Origin of the sequence: Sulfobacillus sp. hq2, assembly GCF_002903155.1 — a bacterium.
Taxonomy (GTDB): domain Bacteria; phylum Bacillota; class Sulfobacillia; order Sulfobacillales; family Sulfobacillaceae; genus Sulfobacillus; species Sulfobacillus thermotolerans.
Map to the genome: position 1 here is coordinate 18,236 of NZ_NWUL01000031.1, position 14,081 is coordinate 32,316.

General features: G+C 50.3%; 14 protein-coding genes and 1 riboswitch. Of the genes, 11 read left to right on the forward strand and 3 right to left on the reverse strand.

The window, feature by feature from the left end; translation table 11 throughout:
- Positions 1 to 8: 8 nt before the first annotated feature.
- From CO251_RS06975 to CO251_RS06985, 3 genes are all read left to right on the forward strand, one after another.
- Positions 9 to 299: a hypothetical protein gene (locus CO251_RS06975; protein WP_103375088.1), complete on the forward strand. Its 291-nt coding sequence runs from the start codon at positions 9 to 11 to the stop codon at positions 297 to 299.
- 22 nt (positions 300 to 321) lie between these two features.
- Positions 322 to 954, forward strand: coding sequence for an HAD family hydrolase (locus tag CO251_RS06980; RefSeq protein WP_103375089.1), 633 nt, complete (start codon positions 322 to 324; stop codon positions 952 to 954).
- A gap of 72 nt (positions 955 to 1,026) precedes the next feature.
- Entirely contained in the window at positions 1,027 to 1,212 is a 186-nt protein-coding gene (locus CO251_RS06985; RefSeq protein ID WP_103375090.1) for a hypothetical protein, read from the forward strand.
- Between the two features lie 126 nt (positions 1,213 to 1,338).
- Here the strand turns inward: CO251_RS06985 and CO251_RS06990 are convergent, their stop codons facing one another.
- Together CO251_RS06990 and CO251_RS06995 are read right to left on the reverse strand one after the other, a co-directional pair.
- Positions 1,339 to 1,518, reverse strand: a complete 180-nt coding sequence (locus CO251_RS06990) for a hypothetical protein (RefSeq protein ID WP_103375091.1) — start codon at positions 1,516 to 1,518, stop codon at positions 1,339 to 1,341.
- 227 nt (positions 1,519 to 1,745) lie between these two features.
- Positions 1,746 to 2,927, reverse strand: a complete 1,182-nt coding sequence (locus CO251_RS06995) for an acetoin utilization protein AcuC (RefSeq protein WP_242968399.1) — start codon at positions 2,925 to 2,927, stop codon at positions 1,746 to 1,748.
- 99 nt (positions 2,928 to 3,026) lie between these two features.
- Here CO251_RS06995 and CO251_RS07000 point away from each other — a divergent pair, with 99 nt between their 5' ends.
- From CO251_RS07000 to CO251_RS07010, 3 genes are all read left to right on the forward strand, one after another.
- Positions 3,027 to 5,378, forward strand: coding sequence for a GNAT family N-acetyltransferase (locus tag CO251_RS07000; RefSeq protein WP_158246221.1), 2,352 nt, complete (start codon positions 3,027 to 3,029; stop codon positions 5,376 to 5,378).
- An 89-nt stretch (positions 5,379 to 5,467) separates the two neighbouring features.
- The gene (locus CO251_RS07005) at positions 5,468 to 5,809 is read left to right on the forward strand and encodes a hypothetical protein (RefSeq protein ID WP_103375093.1); all 342 of its coding nucleotides are present in this window, start codon (positions 5,468 to 5,470) and stop codon (positions 5,807 to 5,809) included.
- 37 nt (positions 5,810 to 5,846) lie between these two features.
- On the forward strand, positions 5,847 to 6,446 hold the full coding sequence (locus tag CO251_RS07010; protein ID WP_158246222.1) for an NUDIX domain-containing protein: 600 nt from the start codon (positions 5,847 to 5,849) through the stop codon (positions 6,444 to 6,446).
- A 117-nt stretch (positions 6,447 to 6,563) separates the two neighbouring features.
- On the opposite strand, the gene CO251_RS07015 is transcribed toward CO251_RS07010, so the two are convergent.
- Entirely contained in the window at positions 6,564 to 7,718 is a 1,155-nt protein-coding gene (locus CO251_RS07015; protein ID WP_103375095.1) for a LysM peptidoglycan-binding domain-containing protein, read from the reverse strand.
- An 11-nt stretch (positions 7,719 to 7,729) separates the two neighbouring features.
- A riboswitch (cyclic di-AMP (ydaO/yuaA leader) is annotated at positions 7,730 to 7,876 on the reverse strand.
- A 312-nt stretch (positions 7,877 to 8,188) separates the two neighbouring features.
- Between CO251_RS07015 and codA the strand changes: the two genes are divergently transcribed.
- The 5 genes from codA to CO251_RS07040 all read left to right on the forward strand — a co-directional run bounded on the left by codA (position 8,189) and on the right by CO251_RS07040 (position 14,057).
- Positions 8,189 to 9,466, forward strand: coding sequence for a cytosine deaminase (gene codA / locus CO251_RS07020; RefSeq protein WP_103375096.1), 1,278 nt, complete (start codon positions 8,189 to 8,191; stop codon positions 9,464 to 9,466).
- Positions 9,467 to 9,740: 274 nt separating this feature from the next.
- Complete coding sequence (locus tag CO251_RS07025; RefSeq protein WP_158246223.1) at positions 9,741 to 10,919, forward strand: D-alanyl-D-alanine carboxypeptidase family protein; 1,179 nt, start codon at positions 9,741 to 9,743, stop codon at positions 10,917 to 10,919.
- A 131-nt stretch (positions 10,920 to 11,050) separates the two neighbouring features.
- The gene (locus CO251_RS07030) at positions 11,051 to 11,683 is read left to right on the forward strand and encodes a restriction endonuclease (protein WP_103375098.1); all 633 of its coding nucleotides are present in this window, start codon (positions 11,051 to 11,053) and stop codon (positions 11,681 to 11,683) included.
- 51 nt (positions 11,684 to 11,734) lie between these two features.
- Positions 11,735 to 12,217: a Cys-tRNA(Pro) deacylase gene (gene ybaK, locus CO251_RS07035; protein ID WP_103375099.1), complete on the forward strand. Its 483-nt coding sequence runs from the start codon at positions 11,735 to 11,737 to the stop codon at positions 12,215 to 12,217.
- Positions 12,218 to 12,683: 466 nt separating this feature from the next.
- Positions 12,684 to 14,057, forward strand: coding sequence for an ammonium transporter (locus CO251_RS07040; protein WP_103375100.1), 1,374 nt, complete (start codon positions 12,684 to 12,686; stop codon positions 14,055 to 14,057).
- Positions 14,058 to 14,081 lie beyond the last annotated feature (24 nt).

Consider the following 14,081-nt stretch of genomic DNA (forward strand, 5'->3'; position numbering starts at 1 on the left):
GGATGCGAATGAGCAAAGTGCCAGCGCGCAGTGCCGTAAAAACGGCTATTCAGATGATTCACCGACTGAAGCCAGGGACGAGCCTTCAAATTTTGAATTTCAAAAAAGATCGGAGTGTCTCTATTGTCCGCCACCCAAACGGGCACATGGACGTGATTGAACAGGGATTCGTGCAACAAGTATGGTCTGTGGACGACGATACCGCTTCGACTGTTTTGAAAGAGGCTATTCCCCGGGAATTTCCACGCAGCCATGAATTGCGATTTACCGTAAAGAATGCCCATGAAAAAGCAGAATAAAGAATTGTTGGAGGGATGAGCAGTGGGCTTGGTCATTTTTGATTTAGACGGTACCTTAATCGACACGGTGCCATTGATTACGCGGTGTTTTCAAAAGGTTTTTCGCAAATATGGCCATCGCGAGTTGACGGATGAACAAGTGCATGCCATGTTTGGCCCAGGCGAGTCTGTGATCTTCGCCCGAGAATTTGGCGAGCGCTGGCCGGAGATTCTCGCGGATTATCTTGAGTGTTACCAAGCGGGACACGATACGGTCACGCTGTCGCCGGAAATTGTTGGCGTTTTGGATGGCCTCGCTAATCTTGGCATTAAGATGGCTATTGTGACAAATAAAGAACGCGATACCACAGATATTACGTTGGCCCATTTCAATTTGCGTCACTATTTTATAAAAATAGTGACGGCAAAGGACGTGGCTTATCCCAAGCCGTCGCCCGAGGGCATCAATTTAGTATTAAACACCTGTGAAGAGAATTCTGCCGACGCGATTATGATTGGCGATACGAATAATGATCGCGAGGCGGCCTTGGCCAGTGACGTGCCCTTTATTCGGGCGTTGTGGTTTGTGCCGTCCAGTGAGTGGGATAAGGACACTACGGAAGTCAAAGCGGAGACTATTCATGATTTGAAAGAAATTCTTCCATACGAACTCTAATGGCAAGAGCGGCTCGTATGAAACCGAATGCTTCCCTTTGGCGTTATGTTTTATATAAGGGGGGCGTAGATCATGCCGTTTGTGACATTTCTAACAGGACTGTTGGTGGCCGGAGCGGTGGTGGTTGTGGGGTCTGCTCTCGTTGTGGTGTGGGCCGTGGCATACGGTTCTGGGCGATATTGTCGGCAGCAGATCCAAAATAGCGGGTCAAAACCTCCGTCAACAAAGGCATGGCAAGTGCGGCAACGTGTATCTTAGCAGGGGGGCGGGTGACCGCCTTCTTTTTTATTTGAAGGTTACCTAAAAAGAAATCCCCAACCATCTGTGTTAGCGAGAAGGTTCGGGATTAGAAGCGCGATAGCGGTAGCCATGCCTCTTATCATATTAAGCAGAGGGCTGCATGGCAGCATGATCGCGGGCAGGATTGTCTAAGCGACTGACATACGAGCATTCTGGGTAATTTTCGCAAATGGCATACACATCGCCGGTCAACTTTAGCGTTTGATAACGTACGGTGTAACGCTGACACACGGGGCAAAGCACTTCGTTGGATGTATTCTTCATCAATATCGGCCTCCTTGTGAACTCTTTCACATTTTGTACGCATTCATTATAGCACGGATCACAACAAAGAGGCGGTGACTAGAGGCATTTTATTTAATTATTTAGCAGATATTTTCTGAATTGGCCTCAATGAGGCTCCATAGGGTCCTTATCAACAAGAAGACATACGTCCTCACCCGAAAGGGCGTAAGAAGAGCGGCCCATGATTTTTTGCGTTGTGGTAGACGTCATAACCACGGAATTAAGCGCTTGAGACGATCGACCGTTTCCCGATTTTGTTGGGTGATGGCAAAGGATTGGGCTACGGGTGGAAAGGATTCAGGAGGATCAAAAAAGGTGGTTGGCAATGGGGGAGATGACAGCGGTTGCCAGGTGTCGAGCCAGGATTGCGGAAGGGGCGTATTCACGTCTAAGGACTGGTCGGACATCTCCGCCCATAACAGGGTCCATGCCCGCGGCACGACACGCCAAATTTCGTATCCTCCACCGCCAGTGGCGAGCCACCGACCGTGTGCATAGGTGTGGGCCCATTGGTGGACAAGAGCTGGAACTTTTGCGTAGAAATCGGTCGTGGCAAACAAGTCCGTCAAGGGATCCCAATAATGGCCGTCGCAGCCGTGCTGACTAATGATAATATCGGGTTGGAAATGCTGTAAGGCAGCAGGGACAATGCGTTCCAAGCATTCAAGCCACGACTGGTTATCCGTATAAGGACGGAGGGGGACATTCAACGCGTAGCCTTGTCCGGCCCCTGTGCCCGTTTCTTCAACGCTGCCTGTGCCCGGAAATAAATACTGGCCGGTTTCGTGAAATGAGATCGTTAGGACATGGGGATCATCATAAAATGCTTGCTGCACGCCATCCCCGTGATGCGCATCTGTATCGATATAAGCAATTCGCCATTGTGTCTTTTCTCTCAGCCAATGAATTGCGACCGTCAAATCATTGTATATACAGAAACCAGAGGCTTGGGCGGCCTTAGCATGGTGCAAGCCTCCAGCGAGGTTAAGCGCATGCATGGCCTCGCCTTGAGCAATGACTTGAGCAGCAGCCAGCGTACCGCCCACGGCCAACCGGGCAGCGTCATGCATCCCGGGAAAGACAGGGTCGTCTTCGGTGCCTAGACCGTATGCTGCTGCGCGCTTAAGCAAAGTAGGATTATTCACATCCTCCAGGTTGGTGAAGTGCTGTACCATGTCAATATACGAACGGTGATGAGCACGGACTAGATCGTCTATCGTGGCCGGGGCGGGAAGCACCAGTTGGTCATCAGAGACTAGATGCAACGCGTCGATTAAACTTTTGGTAGCTCTTAAGCGAACCGGGTTAAAAGGGTGGGTTGCACCAAAATCATATTGGCTGTAAGCGTCGCTATATATAAACTTGGCAGTATCGGTCATTGTCCGCATCCGTTCATTTTTCTTCTATTATAGGGGAGCATGGTCTTTGTTGAGAAGCCCAACGTAATATAATCGAAGCAAGCGGGCAAGACAAAGGGGATGGAAGGCTTGGCTAGAATTATTCTCCGAGATGGACGGGTAGCTGAACTGCGGGAAGCAAGGGATACACCAGAGGATCGGAGAATGCTTCATGAGCTATTTCGCCATGCTTCTGCGGATGATTTGTATTTTCGGTTCTTCCATATGGTTAAAGAGGTTTCGGATCGGGATATTGACCAAATGATCCGGATTGACGGCCAAGGAAAGTCTCTCATTTGCGTGAGTCAGGATCAAATCTTAGGGATTGGCCACTACATTATGACGGATGGGGCTAGCGCCGAAGTGGCATTTTTTGTGGATGACCGCGTGCAAGGCAGAGGCCTGGGAACACTGCTGCTGGAACATCTTGCGCAAATCGCATGGCGCCGGGGTCTCAAACAGTTTGAGGCCTATGTTTTAAGCGATAACCGCCGCATGTTACGTGTATTCCAAGATAGTGGGTACGAAATTCATGAGCAACATGAGTCCGGTGTTATTCATCTCGTCTTGCCTTTACAGCAGACAGAACGCACTCGGGCATTGCAAGAAACGCGGGAAAAGTTGGCGACGGCTGCTTCCTTGCGGCCCTTTTTTGAGCCAGCGGTAGTCGCCATCGTGGGAGCATCTCGGGATTCTCACCGCTTGGGCCACTTATTGCTGCGTCACGTGCTTGAAGGCTCCTATAATGGGGTCGTATATCCGGTTAACTCAAGTGCTAAAGCCGTGTTGGGGGTTCGCGCATATCCTTCAGTGCAAGCTGTGCCCGACGCTGTTGACCTTGTGGTCATTGTGGTCGCGCGTGACCAAGTCCAGAGTGTGGTTCAGGATTGCATTATAGCAGGGGTTAAAGCCGTGTTGATCACTTCTGCAGGATTTTCCGACCTGGATGCAAATGGCGCGGCCTTAGAACAGGATATTACCGCTGATCTGAGACGCCATGGCATTCGTTTGGTGGGCCCTAATTCATTGGGCCTGCTCAATGCGCACCCAGAGCATCCGTTGAATGCGAGTTTTGCACCAGCTCTGCCGCCGGCAGGGTCAGTGGCCATTGCTAGTCAATCGGGCGCGTTAGGCATTGCCATCTTAGACTATGCGGCGCGCATGGGTGTGGGTGTTTCGAGTTTTGCAAGCACTGGCAATAAGGCTGATGTGTCCTCCAATGATTTGCTGCAATACTGGGAAGATGATCCGGCGACAGCCATGATTTTGTTGTATTTGGAATCATTTGGCAACCCGAGGAAGTTTTCCCGTATTGCTAGGCGATTGACGCAGCGTAAGCCGATCCTTGCGGTAAAGAGTGCGCGCACCGTCCATAACAGTGTCCCCACTGAGTCGGGATTGCAGCCTGTGGATAATGAGGTGGCCGTGCAGGCCTTATTTCAGCAGAGCGGCATTATTCGGGCTGACACTTTGCAAGAATTATTTGATATCGCGGCCTTGCTTGGTACGATGCCATTACCAGACGGTAATAGGGTTGTGGTCATTACCAACGCTGCGGGCGCTGCCGTCATTACCGTTGACGCATTGGGGGCGGTGGGACTGACCTTGGCTGAACCACCAGTCGATTTGGGTGTGGATGCTCTGGGGCAACGGTACTATGAGGAAGTCGCCAGGGCTTTAAGTCAGTCCGATGTTGACGCGATTATTGTGCTATTTATCCCGGTGGGGATATCGGAGGCTCAGGGGGTGTCCGATGCGATCCGTCAAGCTGTGGAAGAGCAAGGTCTTAGCAAGCCGGTGCTGGCGAATTTTCTCATGATGGGCCATGGACCCATTGACTATATTGAAAGCCCTACATTTCGCATACCCGTGTATCCTTTTCCCGAATTGGCGGTGAGAGCCTTAGGACAAGTGGCCCGTTATGCAGAATATCGGCGTCAACCCATGGGACGATTACCAGATTTGGAGCATATTCATGTGGATGAGGCGAGAACTTTAGTACAACAATGGCAAAGCCCGGACGAGGCGGTATGGACGGGACCCGTGCGAGCGAGTCAAGTGTTGGACATGGTGGGCCTGCGTAGCCAATTGGCGTTAACGGAGGAGGACCAGGGATTTTGCCGGCTCCGCATCCGTTGTCATATGGATCCTTTGTTTGGCCCGATTCTTACGGCGACACCGGTGGATCAAGAAAATATCAGTCGGAGTCGCTTGATTCCTTTAACGGACCGGGATGCGGAAGTTTTTGCTCAGGCTTGGTTGAGAGGGCAGAAGGGCGCTCCATTTTGCAAGAAGGTGTTAAGCGAGTTGTTTCTGCGGGTGTCTCGGCTGATTGATGAAGTCCCTGAAATTACGGAACTAGAGATTGATGAGGCATGGGTTTGCCATGCTGACACAAAAATTGTAAGTGCAAACGTGTTATTGGAGAGGCGGACCCTGTAGTGCGAGAAAAAATTCTTACGAATAGATACAGGATGCAGGAATATTCTTCATGAATGTCGAAAATTTGTATCTGATAATTTGGGGGGTGGATGGGTACGCTTGCAGCTTGCGCGCAAGAACCCTTGCGGTTGGAGCGGGGTTACGTTTATTGGAATATGAGTGTTAAGACCTGCGAGGGAACTCCGGTGATTGCGGTGGATATTATTGGCCGTATGCCGGCAAGACTGTTTATGCGCCTGAAAAATCGTGGCCAATGTCCCAAGACTTATGCCGAGGTTTTTGTAGCGCATGCCTTGCAATACGACGCGGATGCGACAGAGTATCAAGTTCTGAGAGACACGGGACGTTATTTGGTGACAATTCCCGACAGTCTGCGAACGCTGCAAAAGGTCTTTGAAACGTTCAAGATGTCGGCAGCGACACGAGCCTAATTCGATATCGCTTCAAAAGCCAAAGGAGGGCGGACGCGTGAAATCCCCGGAACAGCCATTGACTCCTGCGCGTATTGCTCATATTCTCGAAGGCTTAGCGATTGATGGCCAGCATTATGCGAATAACACCTACGATCAGCATCGTTATGCGCGTATCCAAGAGTTGGCAAGGATTTTGGGCGGAATTTCTAAGGATGCACCTCCTTTAAGTACGATTACGCCTGTCACTCCTAAAGTGGGGGTGGATGGGGCCGTCTTTAAGCAACGGGAACTGTTATTGATTCGTCGTCGCGACTCTCATCAATGGGCACTACCTGGCGGCGCGGTAGAAATCGGTGAAACGCCGAGTGAGGCGGTTATCCGTGAGGTTGTCGAAGAAACAGGTATCGTGATGCAGGCCGATTACGTTGTAGGGGTGTTCGATAACTGGATGGATCGCCGAGAGACGTCACATCATTTATACCATATTGTCATTCGCGGGCACTATGTAAGCGGTGAACTCTTGCCACAACCAGAAGAGATTGCTGACGTCCAATGGGTGCAGCCGGAGGAATTGCCTCCTCAAGACCAGTTTCACCCGGGACATTATGACCGCGTTGTGAAAGTGCTTGATGGGGCGATTGGCGTGATGGATTAGAGACGCCGAAGGTTCCATACCCCTTGTGTCAAGAGACCAAAGTCCAAGACATGCGTAAGAAAAGAAGAGGAGAAGCAGCATATCGCTTCTCCTCTTCTTTTCTTAGTAAGGGCCCATTTATTGATTAACAAAACCTGCCCCGTAATAATGGTCGACATAAAAAGGCGCATCAAGGTTGGAAACCATGACGGTCTGACCGGGAGCTGGCGCTTCAATAAAAGCTTGGGAATATCCAAGAGATGGATCCGAACCAATATATATACCGACGTGGGAAGCACCCGGGCCGTCAGTGCTGAAGAATACAAGGTCCCCGGGTTGTAATTGCGACTCTGGTATCTTAGTAACATAGTCGTACTGGGCCCAACTGGTGCGGGGCATGGGAATTCCGTTTTGTTGGAACACATATTGCACCAAACCAGAGCAGTCAAAGCCAGTAGCCGGAGAAGTGCCTCCCCAGACGTAAGGCACGCCCAAGTACCGTTCGGCCGTTTGCACAATGGCTTGTCCAAAACTAATGGAAGCATTTTGGGCAGGCAATTGAACAGCAGCGCTCGTAGAAGCCTGTGCGCCAGAAGGAATCGCGAGGACTTGTCCTACGTTTAATACATTGGGGTTACTAAGATGATTGTACGATGCAAGAGTCTCCCAAGAAAGTCCGAATTGCTGCGCAATTCCGGCCAAAGTGTTTCCCGCTTGTACCACGTATTCGCTACGATTTCCGGAGGCGGAAGGCGCTGGAGCCGGTGTTGATGGGGCTTGCGCGGCAGGACCTGCGATGGTCAACACTTGACCGACACTGATGAAATTGGGATTGGATAAATTGTTCCAAGACATCAGTTGTGATACGGTAACGTGAAATTGAAAAGCAATTCCGCCAAGCGTATTTCCCGGTTGAACGGTATATGTTGACCGTGCGTCTGTGAACGGCAAGGCTGCGCTTGATACTGCGGTTCCGCGGTCAGCACCACCGTACCCAATGGTCAATACTTGTCCAACACGAATTTCATTGGGGTTGGCGATGTGGTTCAAGGTAGCCAGCGCTGATACAGTCGTGTGAAACTGCCACGCAATGCTGCTTAGGGTATCTCCGGGTTGTACGGTAAACATACGCGCCGACAAATACCGCGGCGTTGCGCTAGCGGAAGCTGCTGCCAGCGTGTGGGGAGAAGGGGAAGTGTAGTGAGATGTTGGAGACATTCCCATAGCGAATGGGATTGCCATTAAACCCACAGCCATACTGGCAACCGCTTTCTTAGACGGCAATAGATTCAAGAAATAGGCTCCCTTCCTTCGGGTATTGCCTTCGAGGTTAGTTCGCTGGTTCGGGCTGAAGGAGCCCTACTGTCCCAATTGTGACAGATTCACCCTGGATTTTGGTCCAGTAATCCCCCGTACGTAATTGTGCAATTACGATTCGGCGTCGTGGAGTCGCCGAAACTATACGAAAAACCGGTGATTTTGTCATTCCATGCCAAAGGCAATAAAGTGCCAAAATTGGCGATGAGAGACCAAGAAATGAAAATATAGTCCTCAGTCTCAAAATTATATATATGTGGAAGAAAATTCCAGGAGGATAAAAGCGAGGAGTATATAAATAATAACAGATAATAGGACTAGGTGCCAAGGCCATTGTTCCTCGTAAGGAATATTTGGCTTTTAGGCTCACAAGACAAGGATTTATAGAAGTTGTGCGTTAAAATTTTTTGTCGGGAGAATTTTGGTGAGAGGGGACAGGCAAAGAAATGGACGCGAGCGGCTCATTGCGTATTGCAAATGTTCGAATAGAGGGCGATTCGGAATTGCGTCAGGTCGTCATAGAAGAGGGGGTGATTCGGTCCATTCAACGCCAAGACAAAAATTTTGCAGCTGATTTAGATGCCGAAGGTGGTTTGTTGGTTCCGTCTTTGGTGGATCCGCATGTGCACTTGGATGCGGTGCTGACCGAGGGCTTTCCCGCACCTAATTACAGTGGGACTCTTATTGAAGGCATTGAGCGCTGGAGTCAGCGCAAACCTTACTTAACCGAAGAGGACGTTATTACCCGAGCGGAAGAGGCGATTCGGTGGCATATGGGGCAGGGCGTATTAAAAATTCGGTCGCATGTAGATATTTGCGATCCGAATTTAACGGCGTTAAAGGCGTTAATAACCGTTCGGGAACGGGTCCGCGACGTCGTGACCCTGCAGTTGGTCGCTTTCCCGCAAGATGGCATTTTTTGTTTTCCCGACGGGCCGGAGTTGATGGACGAAGCAATGCGGTTAGGGGCTGATGTCGTAGGGGGAATTCCGCACTACGAATGGACAAGGGAGGATGGCATTCGGGATGTTGAGTATGCATTTAAACTTGCGGAAAAATATGATAAGCCCATTGATATTCATTGTGATGAGACCGACGACGATCAATCGCGTTTTGTCGAAACGATGGCCAAGCTCGCCTACGAGCGGGGATGGGGACAGCGCGTTACGGCCAGCCACACCACGGCGATGGGTTCATATAACGACGCCTATGCGTTTAAATTAATTCGTATTCTTGCCCGGTCTGGAATGGCTATTGTCGCGAATCCGCTCGATAACGTGGTCCTGCAAGGACGATTTGATACCTACCCGAAACGCCGTGGAATGACACGCGTAAAGGAATTGATGGCGGCTGGGGTGCCTGTCGCCGCGGGCCACGATTCGATTATGGATCCCTGGTATCCGCTTGGCACCGGCAGTCAGCTATTTGTCGCATCCATGCTTGCGCATGTGGGGCAACTGACGGGTACCGAAGAGCTTAAGCAATGTTTCAACAGCATTACATATGCAGGAGCTCGGGTTATGGGACTTGAGGATTATGGTGTGGCTGAGGGTAAAAAGGCGGATTTAGTGATTTTTGATGTCCCCACCTCAACGGATGCGATTCGCCTGTTGCCTCGTCCAAGGTGGGTAATCGCTGGCGGGAGAGTCGTGGCGTCAACACCGCCGATGACAACCGATGTCTTGTGGAACGGAATCGAACAACGAGTGTCTTATTTACGATAAAGTAGGACGACATATACCACGTCCTTAAGGGGGCATGGCTTTAGCGCCAGATATTGCTAGAGCTTGCCCCCTATTAAAATTGTCATGGCTATCGTAAAGTTTTAAATGAGAGAACAGCGGATTTAGGTGGGTTTTTAAGCATTCTTTTGTCGAAAAAAGGCTAAGGTCGCTAGGATTTCTGATTGATGACGTAATAGGTCGTAACCCAAGAGATGTTCTGGGCGTTTTTTCTATGGGTTTTATACCGAGATCTTTTTTGAAAGGGGCTTGGAGTGTGGCGCGATGGGGATATCTTGCTGGAATAGGGGCCTTGGTGGTGGTAGCGTTTGGGGTCCAAATGGTGCGTCCCGTGGGAGCCGCTCGTGTTCGCACAGTCATCGAACCGCCCACCATGGCGTCGTCTTTACACATGGCATGGCCAAGTGGCGCTGAATCTTATCTTGCGGTCAGCCCGGTTGGAAAGGTCGGTCAAGCCGGACCGGATCAGGCGATTCCCATCGGGAGTGTTACAAAGATGATGACGGCCTACTTGTTGTTAAAAAAATATCCACTGAGCGTATATAGTTCGGGACCTTCAGTGACCATTACAGCCAAAGATGTTCAAGAATATCAACAAGACATTAAGACGCAACAGTCTGTGGCAATGGTTACGTTAGGCGAGAAAATTTCTGAACGTAAACTGCTCGAGGGTCTACTAGTGGCTTCGGGGAATAATATTGCCCACATTGTCGCTCGTTGGGTTGCAGGATCGACACCGGCCTTCACGCGCGAAATGAATCAAGAGGCGCAGGCTATGGGGATGACTCATACGCACTTTGTCGGACCCAGTGGGCTGAATCCGGGCAATGTGAGCACCCCCAAGGATGAAACACTCTTTGCTGAACAAGCGATGACCATTCCAGTTTTTCGTGAAATTGTCGCGATGCCTCAAATTTCGTGGCCGGGCGGAAATCAGCCCATTGAGAACTACAATTACCTAGTCGGGCATGATGGGATTACAGGGGTGAAAACCGGTTCAACGCTATACGCCGGCGGATGTTTTGTGTTTTCCGCGCCGCGTACGGTGGATGGCCAGCCTGTCACCATTTATGGTGCAGTGCTTGGACAACAAGGAACCCAATCCATTCCCCAATTGCAAAGGTCTTTAGACGATGGGGAAAGTTTGATTAATCAAATTGCTGCCCAGTTGCGGGTTGACTCTATCGTGCACAAAGGGGAAACGGTGGCACAGGTGGACGTTCCATGGGGCCATTCGGTATCCTTGGTGGCGGATAAATCATTGAGTGCTGTGGTGTGGCCGGGTCTTGCTGTGCATGAATCTTTGCATTGGTCCGGTGGACCAGATGGCGTTCTAGACGTTAACGATGGGCGCCAGCATTGGACTATTCCGGTATCATTGACTGCCCCCGTTCCCAAGCCCAGCCTTATTTGGCGACTTAAACGCGGACTTTAGGCGCCCACTAAGCGCCCAGTAAGGAGTGCGAATGCGGCCTTGGTGTCCTGTTCGCACTCCTTATTTGTTTGGGGGGGAACCCGCTTGCTGGCCAACATCTAAAGCCCTAGACTAAATGGAGGGTGATCGGCATGGCGTATCACGATGAGATGGTAAAAGTACGGCGCAAACTCCTCGAACAGTATTGGCCGCGAGTTCTGCCTGCCGTGCAGCGCCTAATGAAACAACAAAATGCACCGTTAACCGCCAATCAATTTGAAGCCGTCTGTCTTTGGCTTCAACAGGACTTTCACGTGGGTCAAGTGGACCGGGCTTATCTCGATTTGCTGATTAAGAATGCTGAAGCAGAAGTTCTGTATGGCCAAACAACTCGTGCGACGTTCGGACGTTACGTGACAGTAGCCGATTGTGAAGATATGACGGCCCTCCAGTTTGCGCGTGTGATTCACAAACTCTTTGAACATTTTGGTTATCAGGTTGACCCGTTAGATGAGAGCGGGCTGATATTGCGTGCTCCCATGCGCCCACCCATACTGGTGGGGCTAGAAGTCCACAACATTGTCATCCATCAGCCGGTCATCGACCACGTTATCCAGCGTCAGCGCGAGCATAATATGTCCCACGCGATTTTGGTGACGGTCGGGCGCTTTGGTGAGGATATCGTATTGCCGCTGGGGACGGGAACCATCGAATTATGGGACGGAGACCGTTTAGGTGCATTACTCGATCGCGTTCGGCTGGATCCGGCCGTTTTGCTGAGTTAAGGGGATATTAGCAGTCGGGAGATTCGTTGGGACCATAACGGGGAGGATCTCATGGCTAAGAAAACCATGGCGTGTAGGATTTTAGATACCTACGGTATTGCTTATGAACTGCATGCCTATGCATGGTCCGAGGATGCTTTAGACGCACTGTCCGTAGCGAAAAAAGTACAAATTGAACCGGATAAGATTTTTAAGACGTTGGTCTTGCGAGGAGACCGTACGGGGATTTTAGTGGCTATAATCCCAGGGGCGACGCACATCGACTTAAAACGCCTGGCAATGGTATCGCATAATAAGCGCGTGGAAATGGTTCCCGTAAAAGAATTGCCAGCTCTGACGGGGTATGTGCGCGGAGGGGTGAGCCCTTTAGGCATGAAAAAGTCCTATCTTTGTTATGTGGACCGTAGGCTCAATCGAGAAGATGTGATCAGTATCAGTGCAGGTCAACGGGGACTGCAAATTTTCTTGCGCGGCACGGATTTGATTCGCGTCTTGAATGCCAAAGTCGAAGACATCATCACGAATAGCGATTAAAAGGTATTTTTAGAGTGGGACTGGGACTCCGGTGCCGTAGTCTATCAAAGCGATATGATATTTGTAAGGTTTTTGACACAAGGTTAACCATAACCCACAAAAAGCTAGAACATTGTATTAGGGTGCTTCGACAGCACGCGGCCTCCAAATGGCCCCGTGCTGTCTCGTTATAAAGAGGACTGCGCGTTCCTTCTAATCAAGGTAGGGCGGCCAATGCCCATTTAGCCCCGGGTCTTTGTTAAATAATTTGCAGCTTCCATCGGTGAAATGCGTTGCATGTGAGAGTATAACGCCATATATTACGCACCAAGAGAAATATTTTTGATTTTCTTGTCAGGTATCTTGATTTGCGCCGAGAGTTTATGTAACATTACCTTAAATCGTTACTAAATATAAATGCGTAGATACGCATAATCTTGCAAATATGGTTTTGCCATCTGCCGCCGATAAGGAAAGGAGTCAGCCGATGTATATTCCTAGCCCAAGTTACTTGAATACCGGTGACAATTCGTGGCAATTAACGGCCGCGACGTTTGTGGGCCTTCAAAGTGTTCCCGGTCTCGCTATTTTATATGGGGGAATTGTTAAAAAGAAATGGGCCATCAATTCGGCTTTTATGGTGCTCTATGCATTTTCGGTGGTATTGATTACATGGGTCCTCTTTGGATACAGCATGGGCTTTGGGGATCCCATGAAACTTGGACCGGGTATCTTAGGGGCTATCGTTGGGGTGCCGCATCCGGTGTTAAATAGTCTCTATCAACAGGGGCAAGCTTCGATTCCGCTCGTCAATGGGGCGATGCCGTCTTTCCGGTTTCCGCAATCTACGCTGGTCTATTTCCAGTTTGTATTTGCCGCAATTACTCCTGGCATATTAGCCGGTGGCGTTTTAGGACGGATGAATTTCAAAGCGTGGATGTTATTTGTCCCAGTGTGGTCAACGTTGGTCTATAGTGTGAACGCCTTTATGCTGTGGGGAGGCGGCTGGCTCTCTCAATTAGGCGCGGTGGACTACAGTGGAGGCTATGTGATTCACGTGGCAGCAGGAATCTCCGGGTTTGTGGCAGCGGCTGTTGTTGGACCGCGTATGGTCAAAGACCGTAAAAATTTCAGTCCGAATAACTTATTGATTGCCTTAGCGGGTGCAGGCATTTTATGGCTAGGGTGGAATGGCTTTAATGGCGGTGACCCATACTTTGCCAATGCCGATGCGGCGGCGGCTGTTTTGAACACCAACTTAGCAACGGCATTGGCGTTGATATCGTGGACGATTATGGATATGTGGGCTTCGGGCAAACCGTCGCTGGTTGGGGCCATCAACGGAATGGTGTGCGGGCTTGTGGCCATTACGCCTGCCGCTGGGTACGTCAATGGCTATGGAGCGTTGGCGATTGGTGTCGCAGCAGGTGTTGTGCCGTGGATTAGCATGAATAAACTGGGTCGGACGAAACTCTTCCAGAAGGTGGATGACACGTTGGGGGTATTCCACACCCATGCCGTTGCCGGGGCATTAGGAGGGGTATTGACTGGGGTCTTTGCAGACCCGCATATGTTCGAATACCTTAGTACGAAACTTGGGCAAGGATCCTCTGTAACCGGTTGGGTATATGGGAACTTCCATCAGGTTGTGGTGCAAATCGAGGCATTGCTTGTGATTGTTGCTTACGATGCGGTGATGACATGGGTGATTTTGAAGCTTATAGGGCTCGTGGTGCCGCTGCGAGCAACGGAGAAGGAACTGCATTCGGGCGATATCGCCGTTCATGGCGAGGTTTCACAAGAGGTTGAGGATGATGATGAGTACGATGTAGATGCCGGCAAAGTGGTCGCAGAATATTAAAAGGGCGTAAGGAACCCGCGTGCG